A 19,351-nucleotide genomic window follows, 5' to 3' on the forward strand; every position below is an offset into this window, starting at 1 on the left:
TCACCTATAGTGCAGACAGGCCGGCCCGACCGCCGGCCGTTCGGATCGCGCGGCCCCGTTTGGGGGCAGCGCGCACGAAGAGGGCCCTGCTATAGGTAAATGTACCTATTCATTGGCCATTATTACAATCAGATTGGTGTGTATAACGCTATCATGGTCCACGATATGATAACCGGGTCTGCGAAAAGCGGAGGCGTCCGATGGAGCGGCCGCTGATCCTGGCAATCGTGGACCCGGGCTTGCGCGCCATCCTCGCGGCCTATCTGACGATGGCGGGCGAGACCCCGATCTCGACCGCGGACCATCTCGATCCGACGCTGAATGCGGCACTGCGAAACAGCGCGATCCTGGTGATCGAGGAAACGCTGATCGCATCGCAGCCGCGCGACTGGACGGAAACGCTGCACGATCAGTGCTGGACCGGCTGGCACATCATCATCACCCACACGCTCGTCGAACTGGTCCCGGAAACGCAAGGGGTCGCGCTGGTGCATCGGCGGCAGGCGCCCGCTGCCATCCCGCCGATCATCGACCGGTGGCGACGCGAACTCGCGGTCTGATCATCGTATCGGGATCAGCCCGGCGGCGAAGGCGATCCGCAGCGCCTCGGACAGGCTGCGCACCCCCAGTTTCGCCATCAGCTTGGCCCGGTGGATCTCCACCGTCCGCGGACTGATGGCGAGGTCATAGGCGATCAGCTTGTTGGCGCGGCCCTCGATCAGGCCGAGCAGGACGTCCTGTTCACGCTGCGTCAGGCTGTCGACGCTCTTCTTCGCGCGCTCGGCGACCGACGCCTTTTGCTGGTCCTGCTCGACGATCGTGAACGCGCTCTCGACCGCCTGCAGCAGCAGCGCCGGGTCGCACGGCTTTTCGAGGAAGTCCAGCGCACCCAGTTTCCACGCCCGGACCGCGACCGAGATCGCGCCCTGCCCGGTCAGGATGATCGTGCCGAACCGGTCCCGCACGTCGGCGATCGCCTCCAGCACGTCCAGGCCGTCCATCCCCGGCATGTTGTAGTCGAGCAGCAGGCAGCCGGGTTCGAGGTCGGCGATCTGCGCCACGAAGTCCTCGCCCGATCGATAGGTGAAGACCATCAGGCTGGGTTGCGTCGCCAGCAGGCTCTGCAAGCCGGCACGGACCGACTGGTCGTCGTCGACGATGTAGATATTCCGGGTCGCCATCCAACTTTCCTTCCGGGGCTAAGCGTCGATATGGGGCAGGGTGAAGCGGAAGACCGCGCCGCCCGCCGGGCCGTTGGCGGCGGTCAGCACGCCGCCATGCGCCTCGATGATGCGGCGCGAGATCGACAGGCCCAGGCCCATGCCCGTCGTCCCCTTGGTCGTGAAGAACGGCATGCCGAGCTGCTCGATCATCGCGGCGTCGATGCCGGGTCCGGTATCGGCGACGCTGAACGCCACCGTCTCGGGATCGATCAGTTCGGTCGCGATCGTGATGGTGCGGTGACCGGGCGGGCTCTTGCCCAGTTCCTCCATCGCGTTGCGCACCAGGTTGACGAACACCTGCTGGATCTGGACCCGGTCGGCGAGGATGTTCACCGCCGCCGGATCGAGATCGTAGACCAGCTGGATGTCGTACCGCCCGCCGTCGAGGAAGGTGACGGCGATCGCATCGTCCAGCACCTCCGCGATCGGCTCGACGCGCATTTCGGCATCGTCGTTGCTGGCGAAGGTACGCATCCGGCGGACGATCTCGCCGGTGTGCATCGCCTGCTGCGACGCCATCCGGACCAGCGCCAGCCCGCGTTCGCGGTTCGTCTCGTCGTCGGGCAGATGCTCGAACGCGCCGAGGAAATAGACCATCGCCGCCAGCGGCTGGTTCAGTTCGTGCGCCAGCCCCGCCGCCATCTCGCCCATCGCGCTCAACCGTGCGACGTGGAGCAGTTCGCTCCGCATCGAGGCGAGGCGTTCCTCGTTCGCCAGGCGCTCGGAAATGTCCTTCCAGAAGCCGGTAAAGAGGCGGTTCGGTCCGACCTGAAGGTCGCCCAGCCACAGCTCGACCGGGATCATCGTACCGTCGCGCCGGCGCGCGTACAGCGGTCGGGTGCCATCCGACATCTCGCGGACGCCGGTGGCCAGGTAGCGCGTGACGTAGGCCGCGATCGAGTTGCGATCCGGACCGGACGACAGGATCTCGACGCTGCAGCCGATCACGTCCTTGGCGGCATGGCCGAAGATGCGCTCGGCCGAGGCGCTGAACGCCTTGATCACGCCCCGCGCATCGAACACCACCAGCGCGGACGGCACGGTCTTCAGGATCGATTGCAGCAGTTCGTGCTGTTCGAGCAGCTCGGCTTCGCGCTCGCTGCGGATCGCGGTGGTCGCCTCGGCCAGCGCCACGTGCTCGGCCGACACCATCGTCATCGACCACAGCATCAGCGCCGAGAAGATGGCGATGTTGCAGCCCGCGATGAAGATGTCGGCGATCAGCGTGGGGAGTATCTCGGCCGAGATCGTGAAGATGTCGAACAGCGCGATGAGCGCCGGGACCATCATCACCAGCGGGAAGGCGCGCCGGAACATCCTGCCGGGCGTGGCGCCGAGCGCGAGGATGTCCGACCAGCCGTACCGGCCGCGCCACAGCAACAGCCCGATCCCGATCGGTATCGCCTGTGCGATCGGCAGCAAGGCGGGCAGCATGGCCTGCGATGCGGCATCCTCCGCATCGACCTGGGTCACCACGGCCACACCGGCGACGATCGATACGCCCATCGCCACGCTGACGAGGGCGACGATCGCCCAGGTGGCGCCGCGGCCGCTGCGGTTGATGATCGCGGTGGCGAGCGTGAGCATGCCCAGCGTGGCGACGGTGATCACGCCGACGGGCTTGAACTGGTCGATCAGCGCCGTCGCCTGCGGCCGACCCAGCACGAGCGCGATCAGCGATCCGGTCGCGAACCGCGTACCCAGCGAGATGCGGAACACGGCGAGCGCGATGATGAATACCGGGACCGCGAGCAACACCCGCCGCATCATCCCCCACCCCCGCACCCCCCCCAACCCCGCCCCCGCGAGCGCCATATAGGCAAGCAATGCCAAGGGGTTGGCCGCATGGCCGGCGTTGGCATACCCTTCGGGCAGAGAATAGCCGTTCCAGCGGGCCAGTAGGCCGGCGCCCCCGAGAACGATCGCAAGAAGAGCGTAGGGCTCGGTTCGGACGATACCGGACATCGGGGCGGCGGTAACCTGTGTAGAATGTTGCCCCATCGCCGCCGCTAATACACCCAGAATGGTTTTGAATCGTCTTGTCCGAATGATACTGACTAATAACCCAAATTATAAATTCCTATATAATGTACTTTAGTATAATTTGCGTTGGGCGAAATTGCCGTAGTTGTCGGGCGTCGTCCCGACCTGTCAAATTGTCTGCCCGCGTCTAGGTGTCGGATATATCTCGCAAGGCGAGGTCCGCGGCAGGATGGGGCAACGGTCGTCGAGCCCGAATAGCGCAAAGGCGATGGCAGTACCGCGATTGCCATGATCGCGGCAGCGGTCTCTGCTCGACGTCTGCCTTCCCTATTCTGGCGAGCATCCCGTCTCTGCCGATCCTCTAGTCTATAATGACCTGAGTGCTTCGGGATGTTCAACGGAAAGCCCCGCGGACGCGGTCTCGGGTCCTTCCAGGAATAGAGGTTCGAGAGCCGGCGGGGTGTCATGAAAAGTATCGGAACAGCGCTCGTCAGAATCCAGGTGCTGGGGTTTGTCCTGTATGGCCTGATGACGTGCGGCGTCCTGTCGGCGATCTACGTGTCGCGCAGCGCGAACCTGCAGCACGAACGGCACATGCAAAGCCTGGTCACGGCCCGGCAGATCGCCGCTATCCTGTCCGACCAGCACCTCGCCGAAGCCGAACTGGTCCTCCATCCCGACCCGCGGAGCGGCGCGATCGTCCTGCGCAACACCCAGGCCGTCGACGCCAGGATCGCGGCGCTGAAAGCGCTCGCCGACGGGCCGGCTGCCGCCGCCGATGTCGCGGGGTTCGAACGGTCCTGGGACCGGTACAGGACCAACGCCCGGCAATGGCTGGCGTCGGAGACGGCGCTGGCGCAGCGGGCGTCGCAATCGGAACGATCCAGCATCTACCGGGCGCGGCTGAAGGTCGCGCATCGTGACATGGATGCGGCCATCGACACGCTCGCGACTGGGCTGATGCACTCGTCCAAGACCATGGAGGACAGGGCCAAGTTCAACGGCGAGATGATCATCCTCGCGCTGTTCGTTCTGAGCGTCCTTGGCGCGGTCCTGAAACTGCTGTTGTTGCGATACGTCCGCGAAGAGGTCGTCGGTCCGCTGACCGACATCACCCGGTCGCTGTCCGATCTGGCCGCAGGCGATCTCGATGTCGCGGTCGGCGGCGGCGAGCGCGACGACGAGGTCGGTGCGCTGGTGCGGGCGCTCGAGATCTTCCGCCGGCGCGCGCGCGAACTCGAAGTCGCGCATTGCCAGACGCGCGAGGCGCAGGCGCATGCCGACAGCCTGGCGCGGAACGATATTCTCACCGGGCTTCCCAACCGCCGGCAGTTCGTCGATTCGCTGATGCGCGCGACGCAGGATCCCGCCGCGCGCTGCGCCGTCCTGCTGATAGACCTCAAGCGCTTCAAGCCGATCAACGAGATCCACGGGTACGAAACCGGCGACATGGTGCTGTGCGAACTGGCCGACCGGTTCGTTCGCCACCGGAACGACCTCGGCGTCATCTCGCGACTGGGGGGGGACGAGTTCGCCGTCGTGGTTCCGATCCGCGAGGGCACCGACGACGCGGTGGCGGCAGGACAGCGGATCCGCGACATCGTGGTGCAGCCGATCGACATCGCCGGGTCCAGGCTCGAAGTCGGCGCGACCATCGGCGTCGCGCTCTATCCGCAGGACGGCGCCAACCCCTCCGCACTGCTGCGCGCCGCCGGTCTCGCGCTGTACCGCGCCAAGCAGGAACCCGGCGCGTCGTGCCAGCTCTTCGAACAATCGATGCAGGACCGTGCGCAGCACCGCGCATTCATCGATACGGAACTGCGGCGCGCGATCGCGGATGGCGAGATCCGGCCCTATTACCAGCCGCTCGTCGGCATCGAATGTGGCGAGGTGGTCGGCTTCGAGATCCTCGCCCGCTGGCATCACCCGACCCGCGGGATCATCATGCCCGACCAGTTCATCGCGGCGGCGGACGAACGCGGCCTGCTGACCGACATGACCTACCAGATCTTCCGCCGCGCCTGCGAGGATGCGCGACCCTGGCCGTCGAACCTCACCTTGTCGTTGAACCTCGCGCCCAGCCAGCTGAGCGATCCGCTGCTCGCCGCACGGTTGAAGGCGATCCTTGACCAGACCGGGATATCGCCTTCCCGGATCGAGATCGAGGTGACCGAGAATGCGCTGATCACCGATCTCGATGCGACCAAGACGCTGCTGCTCGCGCTGCGCGATCTCGGCATGACGATATCGCTCGACGATTTCGGCACCGGCTATGCCAGCCTCTACCAGCTGCGCGACCTGAAGTTCGACAAGATCAAGATCGACCGGTCGTTCGTCGAGCGGATCGAGCGGATGAAGCAGGAAGGCGAGGGCAACATCCTCGTCCGCGCGATGATCAGCCTCGGCAAGAGCCTGGGCCTATCGACGACCGCGGAAGGCATACAGGATCCCGAACAGCTCGCCAGCCTCGCCGACTGGGGCTGCGACTTCGGGCAGGGCTATCTGTTCGGCAAGGCGATGACCGCGGCGCAGGCGGGCCAGTTCGTGATGAAGAACAGCGCGACCCTGCACCGTCATTCGGCAACCGGTCCGATCGCGAACACCGCGCGCTGAACCGCCCGCGGTCTGCGCAACCACCGGACACTATCGCGAAACAGGCAAGAATCGATCCCTCGCGAACGGCGTCGGACAATTCGCGTCTAAAATGAATGTGCAACGGCCTTCGGGCTAGTCTCCGAAAGATCCAGACAATGATGACATGGTATCGTGAAACGGCTCCCATCCGGCAGAAACTGTTCGTGACGTTCTGCATCATGACGGCCCTGGTCGCACTCGGCGCGATCGGCGCTGCGCTGGCGACATCGTTCAGCGGGCTCGTCGCCGGCGTCGGCGTGGCGGCGGTCATGGCCGCACTGTCCGCGGTGGTGGGCGCCTGGTGCCGCACCGCGATCGCCGATCCGTACGTGACGACCGTCGTCCGCATGGAGGGGCTTGCTGCCGGCGATCTGGCGAGCCCGATCCAGTTCACGCACTATGGCGATTGCGTCGGCCGGCTGACCAAGGCGATGTTCACCTTCCGCGACCTGGCGGTCCAGATGGACAAGTCGAGCGAGCAGAAGATCGTCGTCGACACGGTCTCGCACCATCTCGAGCAACTGTCGGCGGGCGACCTGATGGCCGAGATCGAGATGGAATTTCCCGAGGAATATCTCGCGCTGAAGACCAACTTCAACGCCGCACTCGACAGCCTGCGCGCGCTCATCACGTCGGTCAGCGACGGCGCCGCGACGATCCGCACCGGCTCCAGCGAGATCGCGCAGGCGTCCGAGGATCTGGCCCGCCGTACCGAAGGCAATGCCGCCAGCCTGGAGGAGACCGCGGCCGCGGTGACGCAGATGGACGGTCGCCTCAAGGCAACGGCGGTTGCCGCGCAGAGCACCGTCGGGCGCGCCGACCAGGCGATCGAGACCGTCGGCAGCGGCCGCGCGGTCGCCGCAGAGGCGGTGCAGTCGATGGGCCGGGTCTCGGAAAGCGCCAAGGGCATCGACAGCGTGATCGAGGGGCTCGACAAGATCGCGTTCCAGACGCGCGTTCTGGCGATGAACGCCGCGGTCGAGGCGGGGCGTGCGGGCGATGCCGGTCGCGGCTTCGCGGTGGTCGCCGATCTCGTCTCGGCGCTGGCGATGCGCGCGGAGGAGGAAGCCAAGCGCGCGCGTGACCAGCTGACCGCGACCCAGTCCGAGATCGTGATCGCGGTAAAGGCGGTCCAGAAGGTCGATGGCGCGCTGGAGGGTATCTCGGGCGACGTCGGGCAGGTCCACGAGCTGCTGGCGACGATCGCGACCGACAACCAGGCCCAGTCCGCCGCGATCACCCAGATCTCGTCGGCGATCCGCGCGATGGACGAATCGACGCAGCAGAACGCCGCGATGGTCGAGGAAACCTCGGCGGCGGCGCGCAACCTGAGCGGCGAGGTCGGCGCACTGACCGAGGCGGCCAATCGCTTCACGATCCGCAGCACGGGCGTACGGGCCAAGGTCCGCAGTGCGTTCGGCACGGGGGACTTCACACCCAACGCAGCCGCCGCGGCACGCCCCCTGCCATCCGCCGCCGTCCCCGCGCTGCTGCGCTAGCATCGGGACCGACAAAGGGGCGCTTGCGGGGCGCGGCAACACCCGGCTCGCCGCGCCCCGCAAGCGCATCGCGCCCGCCTCGTACCGCCGGCGTGCGCCTCTCAGTCGCCCGGCCGGGTCCGCCGAGAGGCATACAGGGATGTGACGATGGTTCGGCAATTCGGGGCATGGCTGAGGTTCGCGACCGATCCCGGTATCGTCATCGCGCAATATGGCGAGCTGCGCCGCCAGAACCCGATGCTCTACGCGCTGCTCGTCATCACGGCGCTGGCCGTATCCGTCACCCATCACGCCTATGCGCCGACCTGGCTCACCGTCGGCGGGACCGGTCTGCTGATCGCGGTCTGCGTCGCACGGATGATCTACTGGCTGGCCTTTGCCGAGCAGGTCGAGACGATCACGGTCGAGCGCGCGCGAAGCGTGCTGCGCAGGACGATGGTATCCGCCGCGGTGGCCGCGTCCGCCTTCCTGGTCTGGGCCGCGCTGCTCGATCAATATGGCGGACCGCTCGAACATGCGCGGATCGCCGTCTTTACCGCGGTCACCGTGATCGGCTGCATCTTCTGCCTGGTCTACGTGCCCCAGGTGGCGTTGCTGGTGCACGTCATCGTCACCGTCTCGGTGCTCGCCTATTACCTGTGGCTGGGCGACGCGGTGATGATCGCGATCGCCTTCAACTTCATGCTGGTGACGTCGGTGACGTTGCGGGTGCTGTTCACCAGCTTCGACCGGTTTGCCGAGCTGATCCGCTCGCAGGCGAGCCTCGCGGCGCAACAGTCGGAGGCGGAGCGGCTCGGCCTCGACAATGCCCGGCTGGCGCTGACCGACGTCCTGACCGGCCTGCCCAACCGCCGGTACTTCTTCGCCCGCCTCGACGAGGTCCTGCGCGAGCACCAGGCGACCGGCCAGCGGTTCGCGGTCGGGGTGTTTGACCTCGACCGGTTCAAGCCGATCAACGACACCTATGGCCACATCGTCGGCGACCGCCTGCTCGTCGAGGTCGGGCGACGGCTCGCCGATTTCACGCGCCAGGACGCGATCATCGCGCGGCTCGGCGGCGACGAGTTCGGGCTGATCGTCCAGAGCGACATCGCCGATGTCGGTGCGACCGGACAGCGGATCTGCAACCTCCTGTCGCAGCCGTTCGAGATCAACGACAACCGCCTGACGATCGGCTGCTCGGGGGGGCTGGCGATCTACCCCGACGCCGGCACGACCGCGAACGCGCTGTTCGATCGTTCCGACTATGCGCTCTACAACGTCAAGTCGCAGCGCCGCGGGGGATGCGCCCTGTTCTCGAGCGAGCAGGAAATGCGGATCCGATCCGATCGCGCGGCAGAGGCCGCACTCCAGTCGGCCGATCTCCATGCCGAACTCCACGTCGTCTTCCAGCCGCTGATGTGCCTCGACACCATGACGATCGTCGGCGTCGAGGCGCTCGGCCGCTGGACCAGCCCGCTGGTCGGGGTGGTGGCGCCCGACCGCTTCGTCGCGATGGCCGAGCGCGTCGGGCTCATCAACCAGATCACGCTCATCCTGTTTCGCAAGACACTGGCGAGCCTCGCGGTCCTGCCCCGGGCGATCGGCCTGTCGTTCAATCTCTCGGCGCACGACATCGTCTCGACGGAGACCGTCGACCAGCTGATCGACGCGATCGAGCAGGAGGGGGCCGATCCCTCGCGCATCACGTTCGAACTGACCGAGACCGCGCTGATGCGCAATTTCGACGCGGCGATCATCGCGATCGACCGGCTGCGCGCGCTGGGGATCAGGATCGCGCTCGACGATTTCGGGACCGGCTATTCCAGCCTCAGTTCGCTCCACCGCCTCCCGCTCGACAAGGTCAAGGTCGATCGGAGTTTCGTCGCGCGGATGGACGACGATCCCGGCAGCAAGATCATCACGGCGATCCTGGGGCTGTGCACCACGCTCCACCTCACCTGCATCATCGAGGGGATCGAGACCGAGCGGCAGTTTCGCGAGGTCCGCCGTCTGGGGTACCGGATCGGGCAGGGCTATCTGCTCGGCAGCGCGATGACGATGCCCGCGCTCCTGTCATGGCTCGCGCGAGGAAGCGGCGGCAACCGCTATGCCTGCCCTACGCCGGTGGAGCGCGAACCGGGTGGCGAGGGGATGAGGCCGGCGCCGCCCTCGCTGCGCTCGCGCAGGGCACGGCCGCGGCGGCAATCGACGCCGGACCTGAGTACTACGTAACAGTCGGATACCGTGGAAGCGGCGGTCGCGTCAGTTCTGGCGAACCACGCCCGGCGCCGCGTCGATCAGGTCCGCGATCCCGCCGGCAGGGCTGGCGGAGGGAATTGCAGCCATGGCAGCGCTCAGCGCGGCCGGATCGACTGCGCCCACCGCATCGGTCAACGCCGCGAACGCCGCCGCGGTCGGCAGCCCGGTGAACGCACCGGCGTAGCGGACGCGCAACTGCGCCAGATCGCCCTCGCGTCCCAGCATGGCCAGCGCGGTCGCATAGCGCAGCAGCCGCGCCTGCATCACCGTCGTCAGGCGCCCGCCCCCCGCGGGCGGCGGCGCGTCGGCGGCCACGGTTTTCCAGTCATGGCGCTTCCAGGCGATCTCGGCGCGGATCACCGCTGCGTCGGGGACGTCCTGCAGTACCGCCATCGCTTCCGCCGTCCGCCCGACCTGGTCGAGCGCGATCGCCTCGACGCGGTGGCGGTTCCACAGCATCTCGTCGGGATAGGCATAGCCGTCGGTATCGCGAAGCGCCGACAGCGCGCGTGCGGGCTTTGCCGCGAGGATGAACAGCGACGCGACGCGCGCGGATAGCGGCCCCTGGGCAAGGTCGCGGGTGCGCACGCGCAGCTGGTGATCGAGCAGCTCGCCCGCACGCTCGTACAACCCGGCGGCCTGCAGCCGGTCCGCCAGCTGCGATACCAGCAGGTCGCCCGCTGCGGCGGCCGGGGCCAGATCGCGGTAATCCCAATAGAGCCCGGCTATCCGGTCGAGCGGCAACGCACTGTCGGGCGCGAGCAGCTGCGCGACCGTCTGCTGCAGCTCGGCGACCAGCGCGGCGCGATCGGCGCCCCCGCTGAAATACCGGAACAGGGTCGCTCCCGCCTCGAGCGTCGCCGGCAGGTCATGCGCGCGGCGCGCGAGGTCGATGCTCAGCCGCAGCGCGCGCACCTCGATGTCGTCGCCGCGCCAGACGAACCGGATGCGGCGCAGCGTCGCCTTGTCCTGGCCCCCGAGCGCGCCGGCCCGCGCGGCGACCTCGATCAGGCTGAGGTCGGCATCGATCCGTTGTCCATCGTCGCCGCTCTGGCGCGCGCGTCCCAGCAGCAACCGGCCCCCGGCATCGTCGCCCAGGCCGATGGTCGCGCGGCCGCGCAGCAGGTTGGCCGCCGGGTCGCCCGCGGGAATCGTCTCCAGCAACTGTATCGTCAGCGCGGGCTTGCCGAGATCGGCGGCGGCCCGCGCGGCGGCGAGCAGGAACGGCGCGCGCGCGTTGGCGGGGCGCGCGTTCAGCGCCGGGACGGCGCAGCGGACCTGGCCCAGCGCCGGCCCGGGCAGACCGCCGCGTGCGAGCGCCAGGATCCGCCAGGCACAGGCCTCCGGATTGCCCGCCAGCGCATCGGTCGACAGCGCGTCGACGGCGGGGGTCGCCCGGTCGAGCATCGCGAGCGTCGCACCGAGCGCGAGGCGGAACGCGGGCACCAGCATCAGGTCCGGTTCGTCCTGCCGCATGACGTCGAGCGCACCGATCGCTTCCTGTGCCCGGCCGTCTGCGATCGCAGCGTTCGCATAGGTCCATCGTGCCGCTTGCCGATCGGCCGGTCCCGCGGCGATCAGGCCTTCCCAGCCGCGGCGACCTGCGCGTTGCCAGCCCTGCGGCGTGGTCAGCAGCGGCAGGTTCGACAGATGCGGAGAGAAGGGCAGCAGCGCGGGCTTCACGGCCACGCGGGCACGGTCGCCCGGTCCTGCCGCCGCATTCGACGTGCCGGATTGTACCGCCGAGCGCGTTCCGGGTGGCGATGCCGATGCCGATGCCAGCAACAGCGCGACGATCGACGGTAACCGCGCGGTCATCGTCCCGACATCAGCCACGGTGCCAACGCGACGCCGACGGCACCCGCCACACAGGCGAACAGGAACAGCCCGGACAACAACAGCGTCCGCGGTGCTGCGCCGGCGGCAGGCGCGGTGGTGTCGCCGACGGGATCGACCGCACGACGCTCGGGCGGGACGCGCGCCGCATCGGGCGCGACGATGACGGTACGGGCCGGTCTCTGGTCGCTGCTCATTGCTTTCCCGCGTTTCGGTCGATCTCTTCCTTATAGAGGGACCGAAGCCCGGACTGCCGCATCACGCAGCGCCACCCGCCCGCCATCCGTACGAACACGTGGTTGTGCGCCCCCGCGACGGAGGGAGCCGGGCCGCAGCTATAAATCATAGGATAGCGAACACCGGCAAAGGCCCGACCCATGACCCATCCTTCTAACCCCGCGGAGACGCTTCGCGTGATCGAAGCGCAGCTCGCGCGGTGCCTCGAACTCGCGGACAGCCTGCAGGAGTTCGTCGTTGGTGCCTTTATCTGCACCGCGCATCAGACGACGCTCACGCGGCTGAACGAACTCGGTCGCGTCGTCCCCTCGATCACGCCGGCCAGGACGCCGCGCGATACTTAGGCTGGACGCGCGCAGCGCGACCGACCGTTACTTGCGAGCGCGATATGCGAAAATCTAGAAAATCGTGCGGCGCGCCACCCGGTCCGCGGATCGTCTATAATGAGAATCTATGATGACAGGGGCCCGCACCCAGATGCGGCCACCGCCGGAGTTCGTCCCATTCCGATCATGCCAGTGAGACTGCTCCTGCTGCTGTCGTTGACGGCCGCTACCGCCGAACCTGCCGCCGGAGCGCGTGCCGGGTCGTCGCACGAGCCCCCGCAGATCCTGGCGATGAAACCGATCGTCGTGCCGATCGTCGCGTCCGATCGGCTCGACGGCGCGCTGCGCATCACGGTCGCACTGACCGCGCCGGACGAACCGGCTCTTGCCCGCCTGACCCAGAAGCTCCCCGTGCTGCGTGCGACCGCGGTGGGGCAGGCGATCGAATTCTCGCGCCTTCACGCCTCGCCGCGGATGCCGGTGGACGCCGCGCTACTCCGCCAGGGACTGACGACCGTGCTGCACGACGGCGACATCGCGTCCGTCCTGATCACCGAGGTGTCCGCCACCGCCTGATCGCCCGCGGCCCTGATCCGCCGGCCGTCCGGCGGCGTCAGGGTGATCCCGGTTCATCCGGCAGCGGTCGTCCGGTCCACGGCGCCGAGGGCACGGCTGACGGCTCGCGCCGTCTCCGTCACCAGCGGGGTGTAGAGCGCCATCGTCTCGGCATCGAGATAATGCGCGGGCGCGGCGATGTTGATCGCGCCGACGATCCGGCCGGCAGCGTCGCGGATCGGCGCACAGACCGAATTGATGAAATCGGGCGCCGGACCGATCTGGTTCAGGACGCCTTTCGTCCGCACGGTCGCCAGCTGGTCGTACAGGTCCGCCTGTCGGTACCGCTCGTCGACCCGGTCGCACAACCGCTCGCAATTCGCGCGATCGTCGTCGCTCATCAGCGTCTTGCCGAGGCCCGTCTCCGGCAGCAACCGGCGCGTCCCGGGTTGCGAGGTCACCGCGATCCGCTCGGTCCCCGCGACCCGCGACAGATGGACCGAATGATCGCCGTCGCGCCGCGCGAGAAACGCGCTGAGGCCGGTCCGCTGCGCAAGCGCCTCGAGATGCGGCTGCGTCACCGTGACGATGTCGGTGGAGGCCGAGGCGGCCTGTCCCAGCTGCAGCAGCGTGGAACCGCCGCACAGCCGCCCGTCGCTCGTCATCGACAGATAGTTGCGCGCGGTCAGCACCGATACCAGCCGGTAGACCACGCCCCGGTTGATGCCCGACTGGCGGATCAGGTCCAGGATCGACATCGGATCGCGCGCCGCGCGCTCCAGCAGGTCGAGCCCGCGCTCGAGCGTCTGTGCACCGACGATACGGGCCACGGCCTCGTCCGGATTCCCGGACGGGTCCCGCGTGCGATCGGCGACCTCGGTCATGTGTCAGCGTCCTCCCTTGGCGTCGGTCGCGGTCATGCCGGCCGTCCCGACACGCCCTCCCGTTGATGGCGGCCGCGTCTACCACGGACCGGATCCATTCCAAACCGGATCATTGCACCCTCAACGATACCGGTTTCGGGGTGATCGCCCGTGTGCCGGCCCGCCATGCGTCATAGGCGGCGATCGCTTGCAGCGGTTGCGTGACGTACCAGTTATAGCCGTTGCGACGACCGATCGAGATGTCGTTGACGTCGTCGTGGATCGACTGGTCCTTGTCGCCGAAGATCGGCTGGCCGGTGACCAGGTCGTAGTTGCGCGACCAGATCGGCCCGGCGCCCTTTTGCGGCACGATGCGGCGACCCTCGGGGGTGCCCTTGCCGGTCCAGGCCTGGCCGTAGATCGCGCGCGCCTTGAGCCAGGCGATGCCGTCATCGACCGCCCGCGTGATCGCAGGCGTACGGGGCTGGTCCATCAGGAACAGCAGGATGTCGGTGGTCTCGCCGCTCGCGATCGAGCGCGGTTCGTAGTTGCGCGCGGAGATCGGCGCGAGCGTCAGCGCATCGACCTGTTGCGGCCAGCCCGCGCCGCGCCCATCCACCCGGACTTGCGCCGCGAGAATGACCGCCACCGCGCGCTCGACCGACGCGGCCGCGGCCTTGCGCAGCGACGCCGGCACGAACGCGTAGCCGGGGTCGTGCGCGACCGCCTGCAACAGCATCGCCGCCTGCGCGACGGCATTGTCGTTGAAGGTGATGCCGTCATGGAACCCGCCCTCCAGCGGCCAGATCTGCGGCCAGCCGCCATTGGGATATTGCGCGGCGAGCAGATAGCCGATGCCCTTGACGATGCTCGCCCGGTACGCCGCGCCCTGCGCTCCCGGCAGCGCCCGCGCCACCCGCGTGAGGAACTTCATCTCCAGCGTGGTGGCGTCGTTGTCGAGCGTCCCGACAAAGGTCCAGTAGCGGTCGTCCGGCGCATCGAAATTGGAGCGGTCGGGGTTCATCGTCTCGGCATCATTGGCAAAGCGCTGCCCGGGCAAGCGCTTGGGGCCGGCGCGGTTCTGGTTCTTGCTCCACCCGCCCGCGGGCGTCTGGAAACTGACGATCGTGTCGGCGATCGCGCGCGCCTCGGGCCCGCCATACCAAGCGGCGTCGCGGTCGAGCGGCATGCCGCCCTCGCCGCCACCGACCGCAAGCGGCGGGGGCGGGGGCGTCTGCCCGGGCTTCAGCTCGGCGGCGAGCGATGCGCGGTCCGCCGCCCGCTGCGTTTCGGAGCGCTGAAGATAGGTCCGCCACGCGCCCTGCCGTGCGGTCGGCAGCGTCGCGATGCGCGCGGCGGTCACGCGCTCGGCGGGGGTGTTCTTGCCGATGACACGCGCGGTCGCGGGCGGCGCCGCGACGAGGGCCAGCGCGAGCAGGAATGGCTTGTACGTCATGCGAACGATCCTCTTTCGATTAGGAACGGGATGGGTGGGGGGAGGCGCCGGCCGATCGGCGGCCTCACGGCTGCGGCGCCGGGGGAAGCGTGTCGGGGTCGTAGGCCAGTGCGCGCACCGCCTGCATCTCGACCGCGCGACGGCGTAGCTCGGCGTCGCCGACCACGGTGGCGGGGGGCGGCGGCTGCGGCGTCGTCGCGACGATCAGCGCGGGGGCGTCGCGCGCCGGTTCCGGCTCGGGCAGCGCACGCGGCGGTTGGCCGAGCCGCGCGACCTCCAGCCCCGCGAGCAGATAGGCACCGGTGCCATACAGGCCGGTCTCGCCGGGCAGCGTCGGCACCGGCTGGTCGCCGGTCTTCTGCACGGCGCCAAGCAGTCCGTTCGGCAGGACCTGGCGGTTGAGCGCCGCCCAGCCGCGCGTCACCTTCGGCACAAACGCGGCACGGGGCAGGAGGCCATGGTTCACCCCCCAGCCGAGCCCGTAGAGCAGCAAGGCGGACCCGGACGTTTCGGCTTCCGGAAAGCCCTTCGGATCGAGCAGGCTCGACCGCCACAGCCCGTCCGCCTGCTGCAGCCCCGCGACCCGCGTCGCGAGCTTCACGAACAGGTCGGTATAATAGCCGCGTCCCGCAAAGTCGGCGGGCATCGCCTCGATCGTTCGCGCGAGCCCGGCAAGCACCCAGCCATTGCCGCGCGACCAGAAGACCGGCGTGCCCTCACGACGCTTGAAGCGCGCGTCGCGAAAGAACAGCCGCTGCTTCGGATCCCACAATCGCGCCGCGGTCCGCCGCCATTCCTTGTCCATCGCCCGCAGATAGGTCGGATCGCCCGTCAGCGCGGACATCCGCGCCAGCACCGGCGGCGCCATGAACAGCGCGTCGCACCACCACCAGACCAGCGCCTCGGTCTCCTGCGTCCGCGCCAGATGCGGCACCATATAGTCGAGCCGCTGCCGCAGCGGCAGCAGCGTCCCCGGCTGTCGTCGGCGCGCGTACAGTTCCTCGTAGAGATCACCGATCGCGACATCGTCGGCGTTGAGCATCGTCGCCCCCGACCGCGCACCGCGGACCGCATAATTGTAATGCTCGGCGGTCGCGGTCAGGAAGCGCAGCGTCTCGGGCCGTGGCGACACCCGCGCGAGCCGCGCCGCGCCGACATAGAAGGTCGCCGCCACCCAGTTCGACGCGATGCTGTCGAGCGCGCCGCCAGTCGCGAGCGGCAGGGGGCGGCGGCTCAGCTCCGCGATCTGCGCTGCCACGACATAGTCGAGCGCGCGCAGCACCGCAGCACTGTCGGGCACCGCAGTCGCGGGAAAATCGAGCGACGGCCGCGGCGGCACGGCCTGCCACGCCGCCTCGACGCCCAGAGTCGGTGATGGCTGGGCGGCAAGCGGTCCAGCCTGCGCGACGGCAATGGCCGCCAAGCCGACCCAGTATCCGGACACGCTCATGCTGCCTCCTGCAAACGTGGAAAAAAGCCCGGAGCGAGCGACGGTCGCTCCGGGCAGAACGGCGCCACCGGAAGGGGGCTCAGTAGCGCCAACGCAAACCGAACAGGATCTCGCGGCCGAAATGTCGATAGTTCGACACGCGATTGGTCGCGTCCGCATACCTGTCGGAATAGGTGTCGGTCAGGTTCACGCCTTCCAGCGTGACGCTGATCTTGGGGGTCAGGTCGTAGCGGATCGACGCGTCGATGTTGGTCGCCGCGTTGACGCCCTCCTCGCTGTTGCCGTTGCCGCCCGGGAACGCGACCAGATAGCCGTCGCGGTACGCCGCCGACACGCGCGCGCTGAACCCCTTCAGCTCGTAGTACAGCGTCGCGTTGTACAAATGCCGCGACTGGCCGGTCAGGCGGTTGAACAACGGGTTGGCCGCCGTGCGGTAGTTCACCCGGCTGTCGACGTACGTGTAGTTGCCGATGAACCCCAGTTTGTCGAACGGCGCCGGCAGGAAGCTCAGCGGCTGCTGATACTGGAACTCGATGCCCTTCAGCGTGCCGCCGGTGCCGTTGATGTTGCGTGTCACCTGGAACAGCTGGTCGGGCGACGACGGCGTCCCGATCAGCAGCGAATCCGGCAGACCCAGCTCGCGATAGGGCAGGAACGAGATGTCGGTCGCGACGAAGCTGTCGATCGTCTTGTAGAAGCCGGCGATCGCAATCAGCGACTCCTTGGCGAAATACCATTCCGCCGACAGGTCGACGTTCTTCGCGCGGAACGGCTTCAGCAACGGGTTGCCATAGGTGATCGTCTGGCCCGAGGTATTGAGCGACCCGCCCGGCGTCAGCGCGCCCAGCGTCGGCCGCGACATGACCTTCGCCACGCCCAGCCGGACGATCAGCTTGTCGGTCACGTCCAGCGCCAGGTTGGTCGACGGCAGCCAGTCGGCATATTTGTTGTCGACCGTCACGAACGTCGTGTTCAGGAACCCCGACGACGACGTCTCGGTGCGCGCGTAGCGCAAGCCCACATTGCCGCGCAGCGTCATGCCTGCCAGGTCCGAGCTGAAATCGAGCTGGCCGTACGCGCCGGTGTCGATCTCGCTGACGTCGCGGTTGCCGTTGAACGTCGTGGTCAGCGGGAAGTTCTGGTACAGCCCGATCCTGTCGGTGATCGCAAAGACATCGGGCGTGACGTAGCTCAGGTTCGACCCCGACGGGATGTCGAGCCCCCCGTCGATGCTCACCACCTTGCCGAGGCCACCGACGCCGACGATCTGTTCGGCCGCGGTCAGCACGCGGTTGCGCTGCCGCCCGAACTGGCTGAACGCATAGCCGCGCCGCTCGCCGCCCAGCTTCAATTCGAACACCGAATCGATCTTGTAGGCGAGCGCCCCCGAGATCGATTCGAGGCCATAGGTCGCGCCGGTCTCGCTCGACCGCACTTCGGTCAGCGTGAACTTCGACGGGTCGGTGACGTCGAAGCCGTAGTTGATCAGCGGCGTCCGGTCGTTCTTGCGGAAGTCGTACGTATAGCCGTTCACGTTGAGCGCATCGAACTGGTACGCGATCGAGATCGGCGTGTTGGCCTCCGACTTCGACTTGCCGAGCTTCAGCTGCCCGCGCAGCTTTTCGCTGAACTGGTGGCGCGCGTTGAGCGAGACCTGCGTGAACCGGCTCTCGTTGCGATCGAATCCGTTCTCCGACCGCACGTCGACGCGGTCGAACACGCCGTAGGAGATGATGTTCTTCTCGGGGTCGACCGCATAGTCGCGGACGATCGTCTGGCGCACGCCGTCGGCGGTCGCGCGGCTGAACGAGATCGCCTCGATGTTCGGGCTCTCGAACTCCTGGTTGAAGCGCGAATGCAGCGCGTCGACCACCACTTCGGTGGCATCGGTCGGCTTCCATTGCAGCGACGCGGTGATGCCGAGCCGGTCCTCGGCGAACCTGCCGAAGGTGTAGCGCGGGATGCGCGGATAGTAGGCGTTGAGCAATTCGGTCCGCTGCGCCGGCGAGCAACTCGGGCAGCCCGCGAAATTCTGGTTGGTGCCGTAAGCCTGCGCGGCGTTGCCCGACTGCCAGCGCGTGGTGTTGAAGCTCTCCGACGTCGGCCGGCGTTCCGAATAGGCGAGCGAGACGAGCCCGCCCCAGGTCTGGTCGTCATTGGTCCAGCTGACCAGCCCGGCAAAGCGCGGCAGCAGCTTCTTCGACAGGTCGTTGTACGACCCCTGCACCGACACCGCCGAATCGAACCCGCGCTTGAAATCGAGCGGGCGGCCGGTCTGCAGGTCGACGGTGGCGCCGAGCGACCCTTCCTCGATCTCTGCCGACTGCGTCTTGCGCACCGTGATGCTGTTGAACAGCTCGGACGCAAAGATCGAGAAGTCGAACCCGCGGCTGCGATTGCCGCCCGCCGCGGCCTGCGCCTCCAGCCCGTTGATCCGCACGCGGGTGAAATCGGCGCTGAGCCCGCGGACGCTGATCGTGCGTCCCTGGCCGGCGTCGCGTTCGATCGTCACGCCGGGCAGGCGCTGGATCGCCTCGGCGAGGTTGAGGTCGGGAAAATCCGCCATGTCCTCGGCGAGGATCGCATCGACCGCGCCCGCTTCGCGCTTCTTGATGTTGAGCGCTTCCTGCAGACTGGAGCGGAACCCGGTGACGATGATATCGGGGCTCGCCGCCTCGTCGGACGCCGGATCGGCGGGCGCATCGCCGGCGGCAGGCGTTGCGGGACCTGCCTGCGGTACGGCCGGGGCGGGGGGCAATGTCGGCGCGGTCGGTACCTGCGTCTGTACCGACGGTTCGGGCGGGGCGATCGCAGTCTGCGCCTGTGCCCCGCTCGCCATCGACATCGCCCATATACACGCCGAACCCAGTAGCGCGGATCGCGCCGTCCCCCCGAAACCTGTCATACTTTCCTCTCCCATGCTCGGCGGTGTCACCGGTGTCATCAATGGCTTATGCGCCAATCGTCCCATTAGTTGCAATACAACTTCGCATGTTGCTATATTCGGGGCGACGAACGGCGGGTCGTGCTACGCTGGGTCGAGGGAGA

14 protein-coding genes are annotated in these 19,351 nt (G+C 67.9%); 6 read left to right on the forward strand and 8 right to left on the reverse strand.

Annotated elements, in window-relative coordinates:
* Positions 1–200 precede the first annotated feature (200 nt).
* Positions 201–560 (forward strand): hypothetical protein, encoded by a 360-nt coding sequence (locus tag FSB78_RS00745; RefSeq protein WP_147079107.1) that lies wholly within the window; start codon positions 201–203, stop codon positions 558–560.
* Here FSB78_RS00745 and FSB78_RS00750 read toward each other — a convergent pair whose 3' ends face one another.
* Complete coding sequence (locus tag FSB78_RS00750; RefSeq protein WP_147079109.1) at positions 561–1,181, reverse strand: response regulator transcription factor; 621 nt, start codon at positions 1,179–1,181, stop codon at positions 561–563. It lies immediately after the preceding gene.
* A gap of 18 nt (positions 1,182–1,199) precedes the next feature.
* Complete coding sequence (locus FSB78_RS00755) at positions 1,200–3,188, reverse strand: PAS domain-containing sensor histidine kinase (RefSeq protein WP_147079111.1); 1,989 nt, start codon at positions 3,186–3,188, stop codon at positions 1,200–1,202.
* 483 nt (positions 3,189–3,671) lie between these two features.
* On the opposite strand from FSB78_RS00755, the gene FSB78_RS00760 reads away from it, so the two are divergent.
* From FSB78_RS00760 to FSB78_RS00770, 3 genes are all read left to right on the forward strand, one after another.
* Positions 3,672–5,819, forward strand: coding sequence for a putative bifunctional diguanylate cyclase/phosphodiesterase (locus FSB78_RS00760; RefSeq protein WP_147079113.1), 2,148 nt, complete (start codon positions 3,672–3,674; stop codon positions 5,817–5,819).
* Positions 5,820–6,019: 200 nt separating this feature from the next.
* Positions 6,020–7,339, forward strand: a complete 1,320-nt coding sequence (locus tag FSB78_RS00765; RefSeq protein ID WP_242007893.1) for a methyl-accepting chemotaxis protein — start codon at positions 6,020–6,022, stop codon at positions 7,337–7,339.
* A gap of 147 nt (positions 7,340–7,486) precedes the next feature.
* On the forward strand, positions 7,487–9,553 hold the full coding sequence (locus FSB78_RS00770; protein ID WP_147079117.1) for a putative bifunctional diguanylate cyclase/phosphodiesterase: 2,067 nt from the start codon (positions 7,487–7,489) through the stop codon (positions 9,551–9,553).
* Positions 9,554–9,583: 30 nt separating this feature from the next.
* Here the strand turns inward: FSB78_RS00770 and FSB78_RS00775 are convergent, their stop codons facing one another.
* A complete protein-coding gene (locus FSB78_RS00775) occupies positions 9,584–11,398 on the reverse strand; it encodes a hypothetical protein (RefSeq protein WP_147079119.1) in 1,815 nt (604 codons plus the stop codon).
* A complete protein-coding gene (locus FSB78_RS00780) occupies positions 11,395–11,613 on the reverse strand; it encodes a hypothetical protein (RefSeq protein WP_147079120.1) in 219 nt (72 codons plus the stop codon). The genes FSB78_RS00775 and FSB78_RS00780 overlap by 4 nt, the downstream gene beginning before the upstream one ends.
* Positions 11,614–11,793: 180 nt before the next feature.
* On the opposite strand from FSB78_RS00780, the gene FSB78_RS00785 reads away from it, so the two are divergent.
* Together FSB78_RS00785 and FSB78_RS00790 are read left to right on the forward strand one after the other, a co-directional pair.
* Complete coding sequence (locus tag FSB78_RS00785; protein WP_147079122.1) at positions 11,794–11,997, forward strand: hypothetical protein; 204 nt, start codon at positions 11,794–11,796, stop codon at positions 11,995–11,997.
* 174 nt (positions 11,998–12,171) lie between these two features.
* Positions 12,172–12,555: a hypothetical protein gene (locus tag FSB78_RS00790; protein ID WP_147079124.1), complete on the forward strand. Its 384-nt coding sequence runs from the start codon at positions 12,172–12,174 to the stop codon at positions 12,553–12,555.
* Positions 12,556–12,608: 53 nt separating this feature from the next.
* Here FSB78_RS00790 and FSB78_RS00795 read toward each other — a convergent pair whose 3' ends face one another.
* The 4 genes from FSB78_RS00795 to FSB78_RS00810 form a co-directional block, all read right to left on the reverse strand.
* Positions 12,609–13,418: an IclR family transcriptional regulator gene (locus tag FSB78_RS00795; RefSeq protein ID WP_147079126.1), complete on the reverse strand. Its 810-nt coding sequence runs from the start codon at positions 13,416–13,418 to the stop codon at positions 12,609–12,611.
* A 109-nt stretch (positions 13,419–13,527) separates the two neighbouring features.
* Positions 13,528–14,853, reverse strand: coding sequence for a pectate lyase (gene pelA / locus FSB78_RS00800; RefSeq protein WP_147079128.1), 1,326 nt, complete (start codon positions 14,851–14,853; stop codon positions 13,528–13,530).
* A gap of 64 nt (positions 14,854–14,917) precedes the next feature.
* Entirely contained in the window at positions 14,918–16,303 is a 1,386-nt protein-coding gene (locus FSB78_RS00805) for a glycoside hydrolase family 88/105 protein (protein ID WP_147079130.1), read from the reverse strand.
* 79 nt (positions 16,304–16,382) lie between these two features.
* Positions 16,383–19,148 (reverse strand): TonB-dependent receptor, encoded by a 2,766-nt coding sequence (locus FSB78_RS00810; protein WP_158637939.1) that lies wholly within the window; start codon positions 19,146–19,148, stop codon positions 16,383–16,385.
* Positions 19,149–19,351 lie beyond the last annotated feature (203 nt).

The organism is Sphingomonas ginsenosidivorax, from assembly GCF_007995065.1.
Lineage (GTDB): Bacteria > Pseudomonadota > Alphaproteobacteria > Sphingomonadales > Sphingomonadaceae > Sphingomonas > Sphingomonas ginsenosidivorax.